Here is a 19,921-nt window from a genome sequence, read left to right on the forward strand (position 1 = left end):
ATCTAGAGCGCTCCGCCGAGGTCGCCCGGCAGCCGGACCGCCTCGTCATAATCGTCGAGCCCGGTCAGGTCGTGACCCATCCGGTCGCGCTTGGTCATCAGATAGCGGATGTTCTCGGCGTTGGCGCGCACCGGCAGCGGAACCCGCTCGATGATGTGCAGCCCGTAGCCGTCCAGGCCCACCCGCTTGGCCGGGTTGTTGGTCAGCAGCCGCATCGAGCGCACCCCGAGATCCACCAGGATCTGCGCGCCGATGCCGTAGTCGCGGGCGTCGGCGGGCAGCCCGAGCTCAAGGTTGGCGTCCACGGTGTCGGCGCCGGCGTCCTGCAGCTGGTAGGCCTGCAGTTTGTGCATCAGGCCGATGCCGCGGCCTTCATGCCCGCGCATGTAGAGCACGATGCCCCGGCCCTCACGGGCCACCATCGCCAGTGCGGCATCCAACTGGGGGCCGCAGTCGCACCGCCGCGAACCGAAGACGTCGCCGGTCAGGCATTCGGAGTGCACGCGCACCAGGACGTCGTGGCCGTCGTTCTCCGGCCCGGCGATATCACCCTTGACCAGCGCGACGTGCTCCACCTCTTCATAGATGCTGGAGTAGCCGACCGCCCGGAACTCGCCGTGCCGGGTCGGGATGCGCGCCTCGGCGATCCGCTCGATGTGCTTTTCGTGCTTGCGCCGCCACTCGATGAGATCGGCGATGGAGATCAGGGCCAGGTCGTGTTCGTCGGCGAAGACCCGCAGCTCATCAGTCTGGGCCATCGAACCGTCGTCCTTCTGGCTGACGATTTCACAGATGGCGCCGGCGGGCTGCAGACCGGCCAGCCGGGCCAGGTCCACGGCGGCCTCGGTGTGACCGGGACGGCGCAGGACGCCACCGTCCTTGGCGCGCAGCGGAACGACATGGCCGGGCTTGGTGAAGTCCTCCGCGACGCTGGCGGGATCAGCCAGTAGACGCATGGTCGTGGCTCGGTCAGCCGCCGAAATACCAGTCCCCACACCAATTTTGGCATCCACTGTGACGGTGTAGGCGGTGCCGTGCTTGTCCTGGTTCACCGCATACATGGGCAGCAGACCGAGCTTGTCGCAGATCTCGCCGGACAGCGGGACGCACAGATAGCCCGAGGTGTAGCGGACCATGAACGCGACCAGTTCCGGTGTCGCCTTCTCGGCGGCGAAGATCAGGTCGCCCTCGTTCTCACGGTCTTCGTCATCGATGACGACGACGGCCTTACCTGCCGCGATATCGGCAACCGCCCGTTCGACGGTGTCCAGCCTCGTCATCCTTGCCGCCTGCCCATTTCTCACTCGACGCACCTGACACTCAGTATGAACCACCCGAGGCCGACGACTATTGCCCGTCCTGCTCAGCGGCGAATATCTGCAGGCCAGCCGCCGCGGTGTGACGTACGTGACAAGACGGACGCGGGGTGAACGGCCGAGATACCGGCCCATGCCACGCCGCCCCAGCTGGCGGGGGTCTAATTAATTACCCGTGCTCGTGCTGGTGTTGTTCCACGTCTTCCACACCCGGGTCGGGTAGGTGTTGTCGATGACACCGTTGACGACACGGTAGTAACCGTCGTAGACGGTATAGGTCTGGATACCGGTGTTCTGTGTACCCGCGCCGTTGCTGTTGCCAGTCCAACTGAAGGTGTGCTGGTTGCCCGAGTTGATGGTCACGGACCCCCTACTGAGGGTGTACCACGGGTTGCCCGTGCCGTCGTTCGACGTGTTCAGAGCCCCGCTGAGCGAGTCACCGTCGGGATCGCCCATGGTCGCAGTCACCGTGCACGTGCCAAACGCACACGCCGGGCTGTTGGTCGACATCGTCGGCGAGCTGTTGACCGCCCAGACGGGCACCGTCACCTTCACCGTGCTGGTGCCGCCGTAGCCGTCGGTCACCGTGACGTTGAACCAGTCCGCCGTCGTCGTCCCGGACGCTCCGATCCTGGCCGCGGCGTGGTAGTACGACACGTTGGCCTTGGTGATCGAATACGACAGCGTCCCATTGGCATTCACAGTCACGGTGCCACCGTTGGCTGTCGTGATGGTGGCGCCCGGGGCCAGCGCGACCACCGAGCCAGTGCCGTCGTACTTGTTGTTCACGTACAGCGTGTCACCGTCGGTGTCGGAGTACGTGATCGTGATTCCAGTGAGTGTCTGCGTGAACGTGCCGGTGTTGTACGACCCCGGCGCAGTCATCGCAGTCGTCGCGGAATTGCCGGTGGCGGACGTACCGTTGACCGTGACCGTTGGTGCGTTGTTGCTCACCGACGGAGCCACGTTGATCGTTGCGATGATCACCGACTTGCCGGTGGCATCGGTGGCCCTGATTGTGAACGAATCGTTCGGAGTCGTGCTGTGGCCCAGCCCCGCGGTGCGGGTGTAGGTGTAGGTGCCGTTGGCGTTGACGATCACGCTGCCCTTCGAGGGGCCGGCGCCCAGGCTGTAGGTCAGGCCCAGCCCGGTATCGCCGGCCGGAACGTTGAGCGAGCCGGTCGTGACACCCGCCGTCGTGTTCGTGTTCGTCTGCGGTGACGGTGTCGTCAGCCCGCTCAGGGTGACCGTCGCCGTGCTGGTTCCACCGTGGCCGTCGTTCACCTGTACCTGGAAAGTGTCCGACGTGACCCCGGATTTGGGAATGTAGGTGAACGAGGTGCCGCTCATCGTGATGATGCCGCCATTGGAACCGTAGACCGAACCACCTGTCGCACCGACCAGGGTGTAGGTCAGACCGTCGCCGTCGTCGTCGGAGCCGTTCGAAATGGTGCCGCGCACGACGCCGAGGCCGCTGGTGCTAGAACTGCTTACACCGCCGCTCAAAGTCGGTGCGGCGTTTTGCTTTTCGATGGGAATGCCGTAGGTCACGTTGGTCGTGCCGCCGAAGGCGTCACTGACCGCGATCGTGAACGTGTCACCGGGGTCGCCGTCAGCGGCGTGGTCGTGCCAGTAGCTGTCCGACACACCGAACCACGCGTACTTCTGGTTCGTGTAGGTGAACGTGCCGTTGGCGTTGACGGTGATCGTCCCGCCCTGAGCGGTGTTGTAGGTGCCGGCCGCCCAGGTGAGCGGATCGCCTTCGGCGTCAGTCGCTTTCAGCGTGCCGGACGTATCCTGCCGGTCGTACGGACCGACGATGCGCGACAGCGCCGAACTGGCCACCGTCACACCGTTACCCACCGGCGCGCTGTTGGACACCGTCGGGTTGACGTTGACCACCGCGATGGTCGTCGTTTTTCCGCTGCTGTCGGTTCCGAGGATCGTGAAGGAGTCCTGCGTCGGCTGCGTGTGACCGGCCGCCGTGCGGGTGTAGGTGAAGGTGCCGTTGGCATTCAGGATTACGGTGCCGCGCAACGGGTTGGGGGCGGTTCCGATGCTGTAGGTCAACAACCCGGTGTCGCTGCCGTTGTTCAGGCTCCCGGTGACCGTACCCGTCGTCGGGTTCGTGGTCGTGACGGGCGATGCCGAACTCACGGGCACAGACACCGTCGTCGTATAGGTGTGACCGAAGCTGTCGGTGCTCGTCAGCTGGAACGAGTCCGTCGTCGCACTCGACGACCGGTTCGGGACGTAGGTGTAGGCCCCGGTGGTCGGGTTGAGTTTGATGATGCCGCCGTTGGCGGTGTACGCCGATCCCCCGCTGGCGCCGACCAGCGAATAGGTCATCGGGTTGTCCGGGTTGTTCGGGGCCGAGACGGTGCCGCGAACCACACCCATCGGCGAGGTGCTGCCGACTGTATTGGTCAGCGACCCGACGGCCTGGTTGTAGTAGACGGTCACGGTGACTGTCTTCGTCGTCTCGTTACCGTTCGGCATGTACGGCTTGGACACGCTGATCTGACCGTCGCCCTGGGCGAGCACGGTCATGGTGAACGTCAATGTCTTCGGAGACTTGTCGCTGGACAAGGGATTCCAGTCCCACACGGTCCAGTTCATCCGCCCGTTGGTGCCATCGACCACGGTGACGGTGAACCGGCTGTCGTTGGGCTCGGTGAAACCGTATGAGGTGATCGGGTCGCCGTCGGCGTCGTAGAACTGCACGTATCCGGAGACGGTCGTGCCGCTTCCGTTCGGCAGGTGCTGACTGGTCTGCTGCATGTCGGTCACGACGGGCTGGTGATCGGTTGCGACGTCGGCGAAGCGCCGGAAGATCGCGACCACGACGACATACATGGCCAGCGACACCGGGTTCGGCGACGGGCCGATGTCGATTGTCATGTCCAGAACACTCGCGGGGGCGAGGAAGGCCGACCTCGCCGCTCCGATGACGCCGTCCAGGTCATTCGCGGTGAGCCCGTTGATCACGGGGTTCGCTGCGATATCCTGCAACGCGCCGGCGAGGCTCACCGCCTCGGCGATCCAGTGGTTGATGTCGACAGTCTGCGACGTGTTCATCAGGACGATGGCACCCGCGAGGACGGCGGCTGTCACCGACGCCGGCGTGATCGTCGAGGGCGCGCCGTCCACCATCTTGAACGGTGGCACGAACTGGTCCAACAGGGTCGCCAGGCCGTTGAGCCCGTAGGAGAGCCGGTCGGCCACGATCGAGGGCTTGAAGAACCCGTTCAAGAATGTGACCGGGAACTTGAGCCAGCCGTTGGCCGCAGTGAGCGGGGCCGCCATCAGCGCGTCGAGCTGCGCCGCCCAGGCATCGAGCGTGGTCTGGATGTCGTACTGCGCCGGGGTGGTGATCGGACCCGCGCCGTCCTGAACAGCGTTGAGGTCGCCGTCCATCGAGTATGCGGCGGCCGACGGGGCAACGGCCGACCTGGCGGACGTCGACTTCCGGATCGGGGTGGTCGTGGTGGTCGTCGACGTGCCGTCGGTGGTCGAGTCGACATCATCAGTCGTATCGCTAACACCGGTCGTCGTGGTGGTGTCCGTCGAAGTTGTTGTGGTGGTGGATGATTCGGTCGGCAACGGCGTGGCGGTCGCGGTGGGGATCCGGGCCGAGCCCACCGACCGCACAGTCACCGAGGACCCGCCGTTGGAGTCCACAGCCGGGGCCTTGGCCGTCGAGCGGGTGCGCGCGCTCCCCGCGGATCCGTTTGTGCGCTTGGGGCCCGAGGCCTGGCTCGAATTGCTCCCGCCATTGCTCGCCGAATGCGATGCCGATCCAGAATCCGATGATCCGCCATCGGTCGAGGCAGCGGCCACGCCGTGTCCGACACCGACCGCCAGTCCCAGGCCGACCGCGGCCGCGACGATCCCGTTCTGAGCGGCCCGCCTGCCGTTGTTCGCCGCCTGCTTGCGGTGGCGGGCAGCCTGCTTCCGGTGGCGACCCACCCGCTTGTTACTCACCGAATCTCCCGACGCGACCGATGGGTGACGCAGACCGCACACGCGGGTGCACGGAGACGAACGTCACTTGAACCGAGCCGCAACGTAACACTAGTTACCGGGTTTTGCCAAAGCTTGTCTCAGTCAAATTTCGCGTAAACGCGCCCAACAGGGATTTTGTCGAAAAATATCCACATTCGTGTCGAAAACGGGTGCTGAGTAGTTGCACAGCACGGCATACACAGCAAATGTTCACGCACGTAAACGGCGATCGGACCGGACAGTAAGCGTCCCGCTGACGGCAGGCGCGACCGAGCCAGCGGCGTCACCTGTGGAAACACCGCGACGAAGGTCGATGACGGCGTCGCGCTAGTTGCCGGTGGTCGTGTTGCCGGAATTGGCGGCCCATTGCACCCAGAACTTCGCCGGGGTGCCGACGTTGGCCACACCGTTGGTGACCGTGTAGTAGCCGTCGTAGACGGTGAAGGTATTGGCGGTCGCCGTGGTACCGAAGGTGCCGCCGGCAGCCCACGAGATGGTGGTCACGCCAGAGCCCCATACGGTGACAGACCCGGCGGCGAGGGTGTAGCCGGCGCCGGCGCCGGGGGTTATCGCGTTGTTGGGAATGCTGTCGCCATCCGTATCACTGACCGTCATCCCGCCCCTCGTGCAGAGGTAGAAGGCGCAGGTGGGGCCGCCGTAGCCGCTGATCGTTGGCGCGCTGTTGACCGCCCAGACCGGCACCGTCACCTTGACCGTGCTCGTTCCGCCGAACCCGTCGGTCACCGTGACGTTGAACCAGTCGGCCACCGCGGTCCCCGAAGCCCCGATCCTGGCCGCCTCGTGGTAGTACGACACGTTGGCCTTGGTGATCGAATACGACAGCGTCCCATTGGCATTCACGGTCACGGTGCCGCCATTGGCCGTGGTGATGGTGGCACCCGGGGCCAGGGCGACCGCCGAACCGGTGCCGTCGTACTTGTTGTTCACATACAGCGCGTCACCATCGGAGTCGGAATACGTGATCGTGATTCCAGTGAGCGTCTGCGTGAACGTGCCGGTGTTGTAGGACCCCGGCCCAGACATGGCGGTCGTCGCGGAATTGCCGGTAGCGGACACCCCGTTGACCGTCAGGGTCGGCGCGCTGTTCGCGACGGTCGGTGTCACGGTGATGGTCGCGATGATCACTGACCGCCCGGTGGCGTTCTCGGTCGCCGTGATGGTGAACGTGTCGGTCGGGGACGTGCTGTGCCCGAGGGCGGCGTTGCGGGTGTAGGTGAATGCACCCGTCGAGGTCACCACGGTCGGCGTGCCGACCTTGGTCCCGTCGGCACCCAGGCTGTAGGTCCACCCACTGGTGTTCCCCGTCGTATTCAGTTGTCCGGTAACCACATTCACCGTCGAGGTGTTGACACTCGTCACCGGTGACGGCGTGGTCAACCCGGAAAGGTTGTAGGTCGCCGTCGTGACGCCGCCGTGGCCGTCGTTCACCTGCACCTGGAACGAGTCCGACGTCACCCCCACCTTCGGTACGTAGGTGAATGAGGTTCCGGTCAGCTTGACGATGCCGCCGTTGGCGGTATAGGCCGATCCCCCGGAGCCACCGACGAGACTGTAGGTGAGGCTGTCGCCGTCATCATCCGAACCGGTGTTGATGCTGCCGCGCCGGATGCCCAGCACATCGACGGTCGGAGTCCCGTTGAACGTTCCCGCCAATGTCGGCGCGGCGTTGAGCTTCGCGATCGGGATCCCGTACGTCACCGCGGTGGTGGCGCCGAAGGCATCGGTGACGTTGATGGTGAAGAGATCCCCGGGGTCACCGTCGACAGCGTGATCGTGCCAGTAGCTGCTGTGGATTCCGAACGGAGCGAATTTGGACTGCGAATAGGTGAAGGACCCGGACGCGGTAACCGTCACCGTGCCGCCCTGCGCGGTCGTGTAGGTACCGGCAGTGTAGGTCACCGGGTCGCCGTCGGCGTCTGACGAATGCAGTGCGCCTGTCGTGTTCTGCTCGTCGGACGGACCGCCCCACACGTTGTAGGTCGGCGCCCCGACGGGCGAGTCGGTGGTCACACCGGTACCCACCGGCGCGCTGTTGACCACCGCAGGTGTGACGGCCAGTTTCAGGGTCACCGTGCGGCCACTGGCGTCGGTGGCGATCACGGTGATCACATCGCTGTTCGCCGTGGTACGGCCCACGCTCGAGGTGTAGGTGAACGAGCCGGTGACGGGGTTGAAGGACGTCACCGTGCCCTTCGTCGGACTGGCGCCCAGGGCATAACTGGTGAAGAGGCCGGCATCACCGCTGGGAACCGGCACAGAACCGGTCACGACATACGGCGTCGAGGTGTTCAGATTGCCCGGAGTGATCGACGTCGTGTTCGGCACCGTGACCGTGGCGATGGTGGTGCCGCCGTGGCCGTCGGTCATCTGCACCTGGAAGCTCTGCGTAGCACCGGCCGTCGCCGACGAAACATAGGTGAAGGCGCCGGTGGTCGGATTCAGCGTGATGATGCCGCCGTTGCCGGCGCCGTTCTTGGTGTAGCCGGAGTTGTTGTTCAGGCCGTTGACCGACGAGCCGACCAGTGAGTACGTCAACGTGTCACCGTTGGAGTCGCTGCCGCCGACACTGCCGCGCACCACGCCAAGCCCGTCGGCGGCGCCCATCGTGGGAGACGATGTGGGATTGGCGTTCGACCCGTCGATGATCTGGATCTTGAAGGTGAGCGTGTACTCGACACCGTCCGCCGAGGTCACCGGGATATTCACGGTGTCGTATCTGTCGGCCTCGTTTTCCGACGTGGCTCTGTGGAAGAACGCCGCGCCGGGCAACGTGTTGGTGTAGGTGAATCCCCCACCACTGGTGTTGATCGTGACCAGCCCGCCGCCCGCCGAGGTGTACGTTCCGAGTAGCGACGTCCCGAAGTCCACCGATCTGCCGTCGGGATCCACCGCGTGGAACGTGCCCGCCGCATATTCGGAGCGAGTGCTGTCACCGCCCAAACTCAGTGTGTAGAGCCAACTGTCGTAGGTCGTGCTCGTCGTGAACGTGGTCAGAACGGCCACTTCCTGGAACCGCTTGTACATGGCAACCAGCACGACGCAAGTCACGACCGTGAACGGATTGACCTGCGCCGCAGTCCAGGTCGGCAGCGTGATGTCCCAGGCCCGAGTCGGGTCGTAGTACGCGCCACCGTCGCTGAGCCCGAATGTCAATATGGCTGCAGCCTGCGCGGCGGCGATCTTGGTTTCCAGACTGGTGGAGTTCGTCAGATCAGCCCTGGTGACCGTGGCACCGGTAGTCGCCTTGATGACATCGATCTCCCACTGGGCCGGGTCATACACACCATTGAGCATGTCCGTCAATACCGTTGCTGTGCCGACCACTGCCGCGCCCATGATCTTGTACTGCGTGATGACGCCGAAGGTGTCCGCTCCCGGTGAGATGTTGAACGGCGGCACGATCCGGTTGAGGAAGTCACCCCAGGCGTTGAGGGTGTCACTGATCGTATAGCTCGGGATTGCCGACTTGACAAAGAGATTGACGATTCCGACGAAGCCGGGTAGCCACTGCGCCGGGCTGCCAATGTTCGCATTGGCAAACAACGCGTCGAGCTGATCATCGAGCGCGTCAAGACTCTGGTCGGTCACATGATTGGTGATCGTGACGAAGTTGCGCGGCAGACCCGGCCAGCCGGCGAGCCGGTCGACCGCCCGCTGCAAGGTACCGATGAAATACCATGCCCCCGTCCCCGCCGCCGGCACCGCAGCGGCGGTGGGGGTGGCCGACGCGGCCGCGGTAGGAGCGGCCCCCGATTCGGGCGAAAAGAAAGCATGCAGGCTTGCGGCGACCGGCGCGACGGACAACCGGATCGCGCGTTCGAAATCCCTTGTCGCGTTGGCGATCTCGTGGTCGATTCCGGCTCCGACATGATGGACGACTCGCGTCGCCAGCTCCGAGAGATCACTGAAGAGATGGGTGCCATTCGCGAATGCGGCCTGAACCGCATCCCACGGATGCGCTCCCGGCAGGTATTCGGCGCGAGTGGTTGCCAATCGTCGACCGTTGCGCACTTCGTTGTTTCGGCCGGCGGCCAACCACAGCCCGTCCGGTGCACCGCCGGGAAGTGTCGGCACACGAACGGGGCTTCCCAGTCCGCCAAGGCCCATGGCGTCCAGCGCATCATTGAGGGCACTGATGTAACTCGTCGGCGCCGTGCCGATTTCGGTGGTGCTGTGTGGTGCGGTCGTTGGTAGCGCAGAAGGCGCGGACAGGTTCACCGAGTTCACGACCGGCTCGGCTCCAGCTGTCAGCAACCGATCGTCAGGCGCGACACCCGCGGCCGACCTCTTGCCGGGGGTCGCCGGGGTGGCGGACTTGTGCGAACTGGTCGTCGAGGACCGGGTAACGCCGTCGGTATTGCGCTTCGAAGATTCCGACTGACCCGCGCGTGCCGCGGGACCGCGAGGCCCAGCCGTGGCGTTCGACGAACTGCGGTCGGACTTCGCGACGCCCGTGCCCGCACCCGGATTGGCCGAATGGGACGGGTCATCGGGAGCGGCCGACGCCATGGCCTGGCTGCCGACGATCGCCGCGCCCAGCCCAACACCGACCGTGCCGACGCGCAACCACTGAGCGCAGTTCGATGACTCGAAGGCCGAGGGCTTGCGGTGGCGGCCGTTAGTGCGACGCGGTTTGCGCCGACCAGCCGCAGCCATCTCACCTCCTTCACCCCAGTGTCTTCACGCCAACACAGTCACCCGGCGCGGCCCTGTTCGGGCCAGCGGGGAACTCTGCGACACGACTCACACACATTGCTTGGGAGAGGCGCACCTTACGTACGTTCGGCAACGTAACACGGTCCTCAGCTTTCGCCAAGGACAATTACGACATCGACCGGGACTGATCGCTTGAACAGGGCATTTGCCAGAGTTAACTGCAAAGAACCGGTGGGCATAGCTTCATTTATCGGCGCAAGGTGCGACAAACCAGCAAAGCTTGGTACTGATTGGTCGATCAGTGGTTTGCCAGCATTACCGACCGCGATCGCTGAGCAGCCGCTCAACGTATTTGGCGATGACATCCACTTCGAGATTCACCGGAGTGCCGACCGGAGCGCGACCCAGTGTCGTGAGCGCCAGCGTCGTCGGAATCAACGAGACCTCGAACCAGTCGTCACCCAGCCCGGAGACGGTCAGCGAAATGCCGTCGACGGTGATGGAGCCCTTCTCGACCACGTACCGCGACAGTTCGGGCGGCAGCGCGATCCGCACGACCTCCCAGTGCTCGGAAGGTGCGCGGGATACCACTCGCCCGGTGCCGTCGACGTGCCCCTGGACGATGTGGCCGCCGAGGCGGCTGTTGACCGCCGCCGCGCGCTCGAGGTTCACGGCACTGCCGACATCGACGGCGGCCAGACTGGACCGGTTGAGCGTCTCGGCCATCACATCGGCACTGAACCGGCCGTCGGGCAGCACGTCGACCACGGTCAGACAGACGCCGTTGACCGCGATCGAGTCGCCGTGGCGGGCGTCGGCGGTGACGACGGGCCCGCGGATGACGAATCGAGCCGAGTCGGCCAGCTCATCCTTACCGACCACCTCGCCCAGCTCCTCGACGATTCCAGTGAACACGGGCCTAATCTAGTCCGGCCCCGGCGACACTCGCTTAGCCATACTAAAATCGCAGGTCATCCCGCATAACGCCGGGTGGCGGCGGCCTGGGCGATCACTCCGGGTCGGGCCGACCCTCTACGATGCACCTATGCCGACGTGCCGCCGAATGTTTGCCGTCCTTGTCGCCCTCTTCGCCACCGCAGCCCTGTTCGTCGCGGGCTGCTCGTCGTCGTCGACGCCCTCCGAGCCGCTCCCGGACGCCGCCGGACTGCTGCAACAGTCCATCGCGGTCACCAAGGGCCTCAAGAGCGCCCACCTGGACATCACCGTCAGCGGCAAGATCGATGGGCTCCCCATCAAGAAGCTCTCCGGAGACCTGACCAATGTGCCTGCGGTCGCGATCTCGGGCAGCTCGACAATCTCCATGGGCGGCTCGGATGCCGACATTCAGTTGGTCGTGGTCGATGGCACCCTCTACGCCGCGCTGACCCCCAACAACTGGCTGGACATGGGCCCGGCGAAGGACATCTACGACCCGTCGGTGATCCTCAATCCCGACAACGGCCTGGCCAACCTGCTCGCCAGCATCACCGACGCCAAGTCGGAGGCCAGCGAGTCCATCAACGGTGTGGACGCCATCCGGATTTCCGGCAAGGTCAGCGGTGACGCGGTCACCAAACTGATCCCTCAGATCCAGTCGACCACGCCGCTGCCGGGGACGATCTGGATCCAGAAGAGCGACCCCCATCAGCTGGTGCAGGCCAAGGTCGATACCGGCAACGGCAGCGGCGTGCAGCTGGACCTGTCGGAGTGGGACAAGCCGGTCACCGTCACCAAGCCCGCCGTCTGACGGCGCCGCACATGGCTGAGTCCGTAGACACCGCCGCCCACCGGGCACAGACATCCGGCCGCAGCCGCCGGATCGTGATCAGCGCGGGCAGCCTGGCCGTATTGCTCGGCGCACTCGACACCTACGTGGTCGTCACGATCATGGTCGACATCATGTCGACGGTCGGCATCCCGGTGAACAAGCTGCAGCAGGTCACCCCGATCATCACCTGGTACATGCTGGGCTACATCGCGGCCATGCCGCTGCTGGGCCGGCTGTCCGACCGCTTTGGACGCAAGCTGATGCTGCAACTGTCCCTGGTCACCTTCGCGGCGGGCTCGGTGGTGACGGCACTGTCCACGGACCTGACCATGCTGGTGATCGGGCGGCTCATCCAGGGCATCGCCGCCGGTGCCTTGCTGCCCGTCACGTTGGCGCTGGCCGCCGACCTATGGGCCGCCCGCAGCCGCGCTGCCGTGCTCGGCGGCATCGGCGCCGCCCAGGAGCTGGGCAGCGTGCTCGGCCCGCTCTACGGCATCGGTGTGGTGCTGCTGCTGGGCAAGTGGCAGGACGTGTTCTGGATCAACGTGCCGCTCACCGTGATCGCGATGATCATGATCCACTTCAGCCTGCCCTCGCACGACAAGTCCGCGAACCCGGAAAAGGTGGACCTGGTCGGCGGCATCCTGCTTGCGATCGCATTGGGCCTGGTCGTGATCGGCCTGTACAACCCGGCACCGGACGGCAAGCAGCTGCTACCGCCGCACGGCCTGCTGTTGGTCGGCGGCGCGGTCGTCGCGGCGATCGCCTTCGGAGTGTGGGAGCGCTTCGCCCGCACCCGGCTGATCGAACCGGCGGGTGTCCGGTTCGTCCCGTTCCTGGCCTCGCTGGGCACCTCGCTGTGCGCGGGCGCGGCGCTGATGGTCACCCTGGTCAACGTCGAACTGTTCGGCCAGGGCGTACTGGGCAAGGACCAGACGCAAGCCGCATTCCTGTTGCTGCACTTCCTGATCGCGCTCCCGATCGGCGCTCTCGTCGGCGGCTGGATCGCCACCAGAATCGGCGACCGGATTGTCGCCGTGGTCGGCATGCTGATTTCGGCCGGGGCGTATTGGCTGGTGTCCGACTGGGGTATCAACGTGGCCAGCGCCCGCCACGATCTGGGCTTCATCTCGCTGCCGGTGATCGACACCGACCTGGCGCTGGCCGGTCTCGGGCTCGGACTGGTGATCGGCCCGCTCACCTCGGCCGCGCTTCGCGTGGTGCCCGCGGCGCAGCACGGTATCGCGTCGTCACTGGTCGTCGTGGCCCGGATGACCGGCATGCTGATCGGCGTGGCCGCGCTGAGCGCGTGGGGCCTGTATCGGTTCAACCAGATCCTGGCCACCCTGCCCAGCCCGGGCGGCAACACCTTGGCCGCCAAGCTCGCCGGCGAGGCCATGCGCTACCGCACCGCGTTCGCCATGCAGTACGGGTCGATCTTCTTCATCACCGTGATCGTGTGTCTGGTCGGTGCCGGACTGGCGCTGTTCATCGGCGGCAAGCAGGCCCACGCCGACGAGACGGAAGTCGAGAAGACGCTCGCCACCTAGACGTCGCGGGCCAGCAGGTCCGCCCAGGTGTCCCGGCGCACGACCAGCCGCGCGTCGCCGCGAGACGCGAACACCACCGGGATCCGGCGCGCGCCGTTGTACTGGTTGGACATCGTGTAGCAGTACGCCCCGGTGACCGGCACCGCCAACAGGTCGCCGACCACCGGATTGTCAAGGGGCACACCGTCGATCAGCTGATCGCCGGACTCACAGTGGCGGCCCACCACGGTGACGGTCTCGCCGCCATCCAGCCGGTCGACGAGCGCGGCCTCGAAGCGCTGCCCGTACAGCGACACTTCCAGGTTGTCCCCCATTCCGCCGTCGACCGCGACGTGGGTGAGCTTGCCCCGTTTGACGGTGATGACCCGGTAGACCGTGCACGCCGCGGTCGCGGTCATCGAGCGGCCCGGCTCGACGATGATGCGGGCCTCGGCGGGAACCAGCCCACGGGCCTTGTCGATCATGGTCTGGGCGTAGACGTCCAGCGAGGTCGGGTGGTCGGCGTAGGTGTAGCGGACGCCGAGCCCGCCGCCGAAGTCGTAAACGTCGAAGCTGCCGAGTTCGGCGACCGGAGCGACGGCGGCGGCCAGCTGCTCGGCATCGAGCAGCTGGGAGCCGACGTGGGTGTGCACGCCATCGCAGCGCAGCACCCTGCTGCGGCGGATCCGCTCGATCGCCACGTGCGCGTCCTCGGGCAGCAGCCCGAACTTCGATCCGTCATGCCCGGTGGCGACCGCGGCGTGCGTGTCCGCCTCGATGCCGGGCACCACCCGCACCAGGCAGGCCTGCCGTCGGCCCGGCTCGACGATGCGCTCCAGCCGGTCGATGTCGTCGAAATTGTCGACGACCACCAGCCCGACGCCCTTGGCGACGGCCAGTTCGAGTTCCTCGTCGGTCTTGGCGTTACCGTGCAACAACATCCGGGCCGGGTCGGCGCCCGCGGCCAGCGCTGTGACGATCTCGCCGCCACCTGCGACGTCGAGCAGCAACCCCTCCTCGCTCATCAGCCGCTGAATTGCCGTACACGGGAACGCCTTTGATGCAAACGCCACATCTGCTCGGGCCCAGCGGCCGCGGAACGCCGCCAGATAGTCCCTGGCCCGCTGCCGCACCGCGTCCTCGGCGACCACCATGACCGGAGTGCCGAACTCCGTGGCGAGGTCATCGAGCCGGCAACCGCCGACGGTCAGGACGCCGTCGTCGAGCACCGAACCGGGCGGGAACAGGCCGAGCACTTGGGAATCGCTCATCACCCCATCCTGCTCCACGCCGAGGGTATTAACCTGCGGTCGGCGGGTATGCGGACGCCATGAGCAACGAACTTTCCGGCAAGCGAATCGCATTCCTGGTCGCCCCCGAAGGCACCGAGCAGGTCGAACTGACCACGCCGTGGGAGGCCGTCGAACAGGCCGGTGGCACTCCGGAACTGGTGTCGACCGAGGTCGGCAAGATCCAGGCGTTCAACCACCTCACCCCTGCCGACACCTTCGACGCCGACACATCCGCAGACTCCGTGACGGCGGCCGACTACGACGGGCTGGTGCTGCCCGGCGGGGTGGCCAACCCGGACTTCCTGCGCACCCAACCGGCCGCGGTCGGCCTGGCCAAGAGTTTCTTCGACGCAGGCAAGCCGGTGGCCGTCATCTGCCACGGACCGTGGACGCTGATCGAGGCCGACGTGGTCGAGGGCCGCCGGATCACGTCGTGGCCCAGCGTAGCGACCGACCTGCGCAACGCCGGCGCCGAGTGGGTCGACGAGCAGGTCGTGGTGTGCACCGGCGGACCCAACACGCTGGTGTCCAGCCGCAAGCCCGACGACCTGCCGGCCTTCTGCTCGGAGCTCGTGACAGCCTTCGCGGGTTAGCCCGGCACCAGGCTCAGCAGCAGATCGGGCCCGATCCGGTCGACGCCGTCGTACTGCCACCGCAGCGCCCGCGCGATGCTGGGCACGCCCACGTCGTCGACGGCGGTGATCGGCCCACCCAGAAGGATCGGGCCGACGTAGGCCAGGATCCGGTCGATCGCCCCGGCCCGCAAGAACGCGCCGGCCAGCGTCGGGCCGCCCTCGATGAGCACATCGGTGCGATCCGACAACGCCTGGATGACCTCGTGCGGATCGTGGGTCCGGATCAGCATCGTGCGCGAATCATCATTCAGCACATTGGCTTCCGGAGAGATCTCGCGCTTGCCGACGACCACGCGAAGCGGCTGGCGCTGCGCCAGTCCGCCGCCGGGCAGCCGCGCGGTCAGCGTCGGGTCGTCGATGTCGACCGTGCCGGTGCCGACCACGATCGCGTCGCACGCGGCGCGGCGCACATGAAGGTCGGCGCGTGCCGCCTCACTGGTGATCCATTGCGAGGAGCCGTCCGCCGCTGCACTGCGCCCGTCGACACTGGTGGCGAACTTCCAGGTGACGTGCGGCTTTCCGGTGCGCTGTTTGTGCAGCCATTCCCGCAGCGGGCCGCCGGCGACCTCGTCGGCGCACACCGAGCCGGTGATCGCGATTCCGGCAGCGCGCAATCGGTCGGCGCCGCCGGCGGCAACGGGATTCGGGTCGGTGACGGCGTAGACCACCGCGGCCACGCCGGCCTCGATCAGCGCGTCGACGCAGGGTGGGGTGCGGCCCTGGTGATTGCACGGTTCGAGGGTGACGACAGCGGTACCGCCCGTCGCCCGCGGCCCCGCCTCCCTCAGCGCCATCACCTCGGCGTGCGGACCGCCTGCGGGCTGGGTGCCACCGGAACCCACGACATCGCCCGCCACACTCAGAATGACCGCTCCCACAGGGGGATTCGGATACGTCGATCCTTTCACCCGTTGCGCCTGGGCGATGGCCAGCCGCATCGCGGCCTCGACTGCGGTCATATCCGCAGATGCTGCGACGCGGCAGCCGCCTGGCGGCGCAGTGCCTCAACCGCGGCACCGGGGTCCTGGGCGCCGTAGACCGCCGAACCCGCGACGAAGCAGTCCACGCCGGCCTCGGCGGCCAGCTCGATGGTGTCGGCGTTGATGCCGCCGTCGATCTCGACGAGGATCGTCAGCTCACCGGCATCGACCAGCCGGCGGGCCGTCGCGACCTTGGACAGCACCTCGGCGATGAAGCTCTGGCCGCCGAAGCCCGGTTCGACCGACATCACCAGTAGCGTGTCGAAGTCGCGGAGGATCTCCAGGTAGGGCTCCAGCGGGGTGCCCGGTTTGACCGACAGACCCGCCTTGGCGCCGGCGGCGCGGATATCACGGGCCACCGCGACGGGATTGTCGGTGGCCTCGGCGTGGAAAGTGACGTTGTAGGCCCCGGCCTCGGCATACCCGGGCGCCCAGCGGTCCGGGTCATCGATCATCAGGTGGCAGTCCATCGGGATGTCCGAGGCCGCCAGCAGGCTCTCGACCACCGGCAGGCCGAGGGTGAGGTTGGGCACGAAGTGGCCGTCCATCACGTCGACGTGCAGCCAGTCGGCGCCTTCGACGGCGGCGGCCTCCTCGGCGAGGCGGGCGAAGTCGGCGGACAGGATCGACGGCGCGATCAGTGGTCGCATGCCAGTCACCCTAGGTCCTTCTGCAGGGCGGCCGCGAACATCGCGTCGGTGCCGTGGCGGTGCGGCCAGAGCTGCACGTGCGGACCGTCGCCGAGCCGGTCGGCAGGGCCGAACAGCCCCCGGGTGTCCAGCGCCGTTACCGGATGACGGCGCAGGGCGTCAGACACCACCCCGACGGTCTCGGCCAGGTGCGGCGAACAGGTGGCGTAGAGAATCACCCCGCCGGGGCGGGTCAGCGCTATCGCGGCGGCCAGCAGCTCGCGCTGCAGCTTGGCGAGCACCGGGACATCGGCCGGGGTGCGCCGCCAACGAGCCTCCGGCCTGCGCCGCAGCGCCCCCAGCCCGGTGCACGGTGCGTCGACCAGCACCCGGTCGAAACTGCCCGGCGCCAGCCCGGATTCGCGGCCGTCGACCCGCAGCACCTCGACCGGCAGGCCGCGGGTGTTCTGCTCGACAAGGTCGGCGCGGCGCGGCGCGGGCTCGATCGCGGTCACGGCGCCGCCGTGTTGGACGGCGATCGCGGCGATCAGCGCTGTCTTGCCGCCCGGGCCCGAGCACAGGTCCAGCCAGCGTCCGCCGTCCTCACCCACCAGCGGGGCCAGCGTCAGCGCCTGCGCCACGAGCTGGCTGCCCTCGTCCTGCACCAGCGCCGCGCCGTCACGGACCGCGGCCAGCCGGCCCGGATCACCGCCGCCCAGGTAGACGGCATACGGCGAGTACCGGCCCACCGTCCCGTCCACCGCGGCGGCCAGCTCCTGCGCGGTCAGCACACCGGGGCGCGCGGCGAGGTGCACGCCGGGACGGCCGTTGTCGGCGGCCAGGGCGGCGTCGAGCTCCCCCGCGTCGGCGCCCAGCGCGTCGGCGAACGACTGGGCGATCCAGCGCGGATGGGCGTGCACGAATGCCAGATGGCCTACCGGGTCGGCGCCCTTCGAAGGTGCCAGCTCGGCGACCCACGCCGCCTCGTCGCGGCCCGAGATCGTGCGCAGCACGCCGTTCACGAAACCCGCTCGCACACTGTCGAATTCGATGCCGGCCTGCTCGACGGTGGTCGACACTGCGGCGTGCTGGGCGACGTTGGTGCGCAACAGCTGATAGCTGCCGAGGCGCAGCAGGTCCAGCAGCACCGGGTCGATCTGTTCCACCGGGCGCCCGGCCGCGGCGGCGATGACGGCGTCGAGCAGCCCCAGCGTGCGGCAGCTGCCGTAGGCCAGTTCAGTGGCGAACGCCGCGTCGCGGCCGTGGATCCCGCGTTCGGCCAGCATCGCGGGCAGGACCAGGTTCGCGTACGCGTCGCGTTCGGACACCGCGCGCAGCACGTCGAAGGCGGCCTGGCGCGCCGGATCCAGCGGGGTGCGCTGCGGGCGCCGAGGCGGACGCTGCTGCGTGCGATCACGCCCCGGCGGCGCGCCGGTGCGATCGCGCCGCTGACCGGATTGCTGAAAGTTCTTGCCGCGCTTGGGACGCTCACTCATGAGGCCCGCACTCCCTCGTCGAGCCTGGCACCCCGGGCCCAGTCGGCGGCGTTCATCAGCTTCTTGCCCGGCGGCTGCACCTGGCCGAGAAGCACCGGCTGCGACGCGGTGCCGACCCTCACCCCGGATCGGTCAACGGTGATCTCCCCCGGCGCCAGCGGCGCCGCTGCCTCGTCGACGCTGACCGGGCCGACTTTGACCCGCAGGTCGCCGATCATCGTCCAGGCACCGGGATTGGGGGTCACCGCGCGAATCCGTCGATCGACCACGTGCGCCGGGCGCTCCCAGGAGATCCGCGCCTGCTCGACGGTGATCTTCGGGGCCACGCTGACGCCGTCGGCAGGCTGCGGCACCGGGGTCAGTGTCGCGTCGGCGATCCCGTCCAACGTCGCCTCGAGCAGGCCCGCCCCCGAGACCGCCAGCCGGTCGAGCAGGTCGCCCGCGGTGTCGGCGGGCCGCACGGTCTCGGTGACCACGCCGTAGACCGGCCCCGAATCCAGGCTGGGTTCGATCAGGAAAGTCGTTGCGCCCGTGACGGTATCGCCCGCAGCGACCGCTGCCTGTACCGGCGCCGCACCCCGCCACGCAGGCAGCAGCGAGAAGTGCAGGTTGATCCAACCGTGCACCGGAACCGCGAGCAGCGCTTCACTCAACAGTGCGCCGTAGGCCACCACCGCGCAGCACTCCGGCGCCAGTTCGGTCAGCTCGGCGATGAACTCCGGCGAGTTGGGCTTCGCCGGGCGCAGAACTGCGATGCCCGCCTCCTGCGCCAGTCGCGCCACCGGCGACGGCGCGGGTTTACCGCGGCGTCCGGCAGCGGCGTCCGGGCGGGTGAGCACCGCTATCACGTCGTGGCGCGGTGAGTCGATCAGCCGCTGCAGCGACGGGAGTGCCGGTTCGGGTGTGCCGGCGAAAACGATTCGCATACTTCTACTTTGGCACCTGGTAGAACTCACGCTGCGACACCCCGGCCATTGGCGCGACGAACATCGTCGGAATCGTGGTGGTCAGCCGGTTCACCGTGGCGACGGCGTCGTTGTAGTACTGCCGGGCGAAGGCCAGCTTGTCCTCGGTGTCGGCCAGATTCTGCTGCAGGTTCAAGAAGTTGTTCGACGAGCTCAGCTGCGGGTAACTCTGCCCCAGCGCAAGTACCTGACCGACGGCGGAATCGAACTCTTTTTCCGCCGAAGTACGTTGTGCCACAGACTTTCCCGCGGTCGCAGCGGTCAGTGCGGTCTGGGCGTCGGCGATGTGGTCCAGGATCGCTCTCTCATGAGCGGCGAACGTCTGCACGGTGTGCACCAGTCCGGGGATCAGCGCGGCCCGCCGGGTGAGCTGCACGTCGATCCCGCCGAGCGCCTCGTCGACCCGGACGTCGGCGGCCCGAACCTTGTTGTAGCCCAGGACGAAGCCGATCAGCACCAAGACCGCGAGCACCAGCACGACGATCAGCACGAAGCTCACCATGACCCGCCTCCTCCCTGTCCCTTATACCCATTTGCCGTTGCCGCCGATCCCCCTTGGTCAGTTCCAGTTGCCAGCCGTTCTATGACAAAAAAAACAATACCCTATGCACATCTACTACCACTGACCT

General features: G+C 67.1%; 14 protein-coding genes. 4 read left to right on the plus strand and 10 right to left on the minus strand.

Annotation, left to right across the window (positions count from 1 at the left end; translation table 11 throughout):
* Positions 1-2: 2 nt before the first annotated feature.
* Positions 3-1,280 (minus strand): bifunctional 3,4-dihydroxy-2-butanone-4-phosphate synthase/GTP cyclohydrolase II, encoded by a 1,278-nt coding sequence (locus HPC46_RS27315; protein WP_179475316.1) that lies wholly within the window; start codon positions 1,278-1,280, stop codon positions 3-5.
* A 201-nt stretch (positions 1,281-1,481) separates the two neighbouring features.
* Positions 1,482-4,733 (minus strand): beta strand repeat-containing protein, encoded by a 3,252-nt coding sequence (locus tag HPC46_RS27320; RefSeq protein WP_179475317.1) that lies wholly within the window; start codon positions 4,731-4,733, stop codon positions 1,482-1,484.
* Between HPC46_RS27320 and HPC46_RS27325 the strand changes: the two genes are divergently transcribed.
* The gene (locus HPC46_RS27325) at positions 4,717-5,217 is read left to right on the plus strand and encodes a hypothetical protein (protein ID WP_179475318.1); all 501 of its coding nucleotides are present in this window, start codon (positions 4,717-4,719) and stop codon (positions 5,215-5,217) included. The genes HPC46_RS27320 and HPC46_RS27325 overlap by 17 nt on opposite strands.
* 431 nt (positions 5,218-5,648) lie before the next feature.
* On the opposite strand, the gene HPC46_RS27330 is transcribed toward HPC46_RS27325, so the two are convergent.
* Together HPC46_RS27330 and HPC46_RS27335 are read right to left on the minus strand one after the other, a co-directional pair.
* Positions 5,649-9,998: a beta strand repeat-containing protein gene (locus HPC46_RS27330; protein ID WP_179475319.1), complete on the minus strand. Its 4,350-nt coding sequence runs from the start codon at positions 9,996-9,998 to the stop codon at positions 5,649-5,651.
* 315 nt (positions 9,999-10,313) lie between these two features.
* Positions 10,314-10,913, minus strand: coding sequence for a riboflavin synthase (locus HPC46_RS27335; RefSeq protein WP_179475320.1), 600 nt, complete (start codon positions 10,911-10,913; stop codon positions 10,314-10,316).
* A gap of 130 nt (positions 10,914-11,043) precedes the next feature.
* On the opposite strand from HPC46_RS27335, the gene HPC46_RS27340 reads away from it, so the two are divergent.
* Both HPC46_RS27340 and HPC46_RS27345 read left to right on the plus strand, forming a co-directional pair.
* Positions 11,044-11,745, plus strand: coding sequence for an LppX_LprAFG lipoprotein (locus tag HPC46_RS27340; RefSeq protein ID WP_179475321.1), 702 nt, complete (start codon positions 11,044-11,046; stop codon positions 11,743-11,745).
* 11 nt (positions 11,746-11,756) lie between these two features.
* A complete protein-coding gene (locus HPC46_RS27345; RefSeq protein ID WP_179475322.1) occupies positions 11,757-13,316 on the plus strand; it encodes an MFS transporter in 1,560 nt (519 codons plus the stop codon).
* Here HPC46_RS27345 and lysA read toward each other — a convergent pair.
* The gene (gene lysA, locus HPC46_RS27350) at positions 13,313-14,566 is read right to left on the minus strand and encodes a diaminopimelate decarboxylase (protein ID WP_179475323.1); all 1,254 of its coding nucleotides are present in this window, start codon (positions 14,564-14,566) and stop codon (positions 13,313-13,315) included. The two genes, HPC46_RS27345 and lysA, sit on opposite strands and share 4 nt — an antisense overlap.
* 59 nt (positions 14,567-14,625) lie before the next feature.
* Between lysA and HPC46_RS27355 the strand changes: the two genes are divergently transcribed.
* On the plus strand, positions 14,626-15,180 hold the full coding sequence (locus HPC46_RS27355) for a type 1 glutamine amidotransferase domain-containing protein (protein ID WP_179475324.1): 555 nt from the start codon (positions 14,626-14,628) through the stop codon (positions 15,178-15,180).
* Here the strand turns inward: HPC46_RS27355 and ribD are convergent.
* The 5 genes from ribD to HPC46_RS27380 are packed head-to-tail and all read right to left on the minus strand — an operon-like array spanning position 15,177 to position 19,794.
* Positions 15,177-16,181 (minus strand): bifunctional diaminohydroxyphosphoribosylaminopyrimidine deaminase/5-amino-6-(5-phosphoribosylamino)uracil reductase RibD, encoded by a 1,005-nt coding sequence (ribD, locus tag HPC46_RS27360; RefSeq protein WP_179475325.1) that lies wholly within the window; start codon positions 16,179-16,181, stop codon positions 15,177-15,179. The two genes, HPC46_RS27355 and ribD, sit on opposite strands and share 4 nt — an antisense overlap.
* The gene (rpe, locus tag HPC46_RS27365; protein ID WP_179475326.1) at positions 16,178-16,852 is read right to left on the minus strand and encodes a ribulose-phosphate 3-epimerase; all 675 of its coding nucleotides are present in this window, start codon (positions 16,850-16,852) and stop codon (positions 16,178-16,180) included. Before rpe ends, ribD begins: the two co-directional genes overlap by 4 nt.
* A gap of 5 nt (positions 16,853-16,857) precedes the next feature.
* Positions 16,858-18,327, minus strand: coding sequence for an RsmB/NOP family class I SAM-dependent RNA methyltransferase (locus tag HPC46_RS27370; RefSeq protein WP_179475327.1), 1,470 nt, complete (start codon positions 18,325-18,327; stop codon positions 16,858-16,860).
* Positions 18,324-19,253 (minus strand): methionyl-tRNA formyltransferase, encoded by a 930-nt coding sequence (gene fmt, locus HPC46_RS27375; protein WP_179475328.1) that lies wholly within the window; start codon positions 19,251-19,253, stop codon positions 18,324-18,326. Before fmt ends, HPC46_RS27370 begins: the two co-directional genes overlap by 4 nt.
* 4 nt (positions 19,254-19,257) lie before the next feature.
* Positions 19,258-19,794 (minus strand): LemA family protein, encoded by a 537-nt coding sequence (locus HPC46_RS27380; RefSeq protein WP_179475329.1) that lies wholly within the window; start codon positions 19,792-19,794, stop codon positions 19,258-19,260.
* Between the last annotated feature and the right edge of the window lie 127 nt (positions 19,795-19,921).

It is taken from the genome of Mycolicibacterium vinylchloridicum (assembly GCF_013404075.1).
GTDB lineage: Bacteria > Actinomycetota > Actinomycetes > Mycobacteriales > Mycobacteriaceae > Mycobacterium > Mycobacterium vinylchloridicum.